Origin of the sequence: Novosphingobium sp. B-7 (assembly GCF_000410615.1) — a bacterium.
Classification (GTDB): Bacteria; Pseudomonadota; Alphaproteobacteria; order Sphingomonadales; family Sphingomonadaceae; genus Novosphingobium; species Novosphingobium capsulatum.
The window spans coordinates 1-1077 of the sequence record NZ_KE148467.1; the positions used below are offsets into that span (position 1 = coordinate 1).

General features: G+C 66.6%; 2 protein-coding genes. One reads left to right on the forward strand and one right to left on the reverse strand.

The window, feature by feature from the left end:
* Positions 1 to 396 (forward strand): zinc-binding dehydrogenase (locus tag H926_RS0120565; RefSeq protein WP_022677948.1); only part of this gene is annotated, 396 nt, incomplete at its 5' end.
* A gap of 12 nt (positions 397 to 408) precedes the next feature.
* Here the strand turns inward: H926_RS0120565 and H926_RS0120570 are convergent.
* Complete coding sequence (locus tag H926_RS0120570) at positions 409 to 945, reverse strand: TlpA disulfide reductase family protein (protein ID WP_022677949.1); 537 nt, start codon at positions 943 to 945, stop codon at positions 409 to 411.
* Between the last annotated feature and the right edge of the window lie 132 nt (positions 946 to 1077).

Genomic DNA, 1077 nt, shown 5'->3' on the forward strand with positions numbered 1-1077 from the left:
GACCCGGGCGCGGGTGACGTGGCCGCCGCGATCCGCGCGCTGCTGCCCGATGGCGTGGATTTCGCCGTGGAAAGCAGCGGCCGGGCGGCGGTGATGGAAACAGCATTGGCGAGCCTCGCCAGCCGGGGCGCGCTGGGCCTGGTCGGCGTGCCGCCGCGCGCCGAAGATGCCCTGGCGATCAACATTGCCGGCATGATCACGTTCGGCCATCGCGTGATCGGGATTATCGAGGGGGACAGCGACCTGCAGGGCTTCATCCCCGAACTCGTCGCGCTTTATCGCGCCGGGCATTTCCCGTTCGATCGGCTGATCAAGACCTATCCCCTGGCGCAGATCAACGAGGCCGTTGCCGCGCAGCATCGCGGTGAATGCGTCAAGGCGGGGGTGATCCCCTAACCCTACGGCGCTCTAACCCTGGGGCGGCGCCTCGCGCAGCAAGGGGACCAGCACGTTGTTGAGATCATCGAGATCGAAGGCGCCGGCCTTGGCATAGCGCACCACGCCGGCGCGATCGATCACGAAGTTGGTCGGCACGCCGGTGAGTGGGGCATAGGGCCCCTTGAGCGTGCGCACCGCCGGAATGTGCATGACCGCAAACAGCTTTTTCAGCTGGTAATTGGGCAGTGAATCCTCGGTCGTCACGGCAAACACGCGCAACCCGTGCTTTTGCTGCAGGGCATAATATTGATCGAGCAGTGGCAGTTCCGCCTTGCACGGGCCGCACCAGGTGGCCCAGAAATTGAGGACCACGACCTGGCCTTTGAGATCGGCGAGCGACAGCTTGGTGCCATCGATCAGGCGCAGGTCAAACGGCGGGGCGGGCTGGCCGACCACGGGGTCTTTGGCCAGTGCCGGCGCGGTTGGCGCAAACGCCGTGGCGGCAAGCAGCGCGGCGGCGCCAGCCATCGCCAGGCGGCGCGGAACGGCAAAGCGGATCGGCATCATCTCGGTTCCTGTCGGTGCGCGCGGTGCCGGTGCCCCCGGTCGCCCGCGCAGACTGTCACACCGGGCCGATTGTCGCCAGTCTTGCCGCTGATATTCCCACCGTTTCGGCATAAATCTCGTCCCGCGCGGATG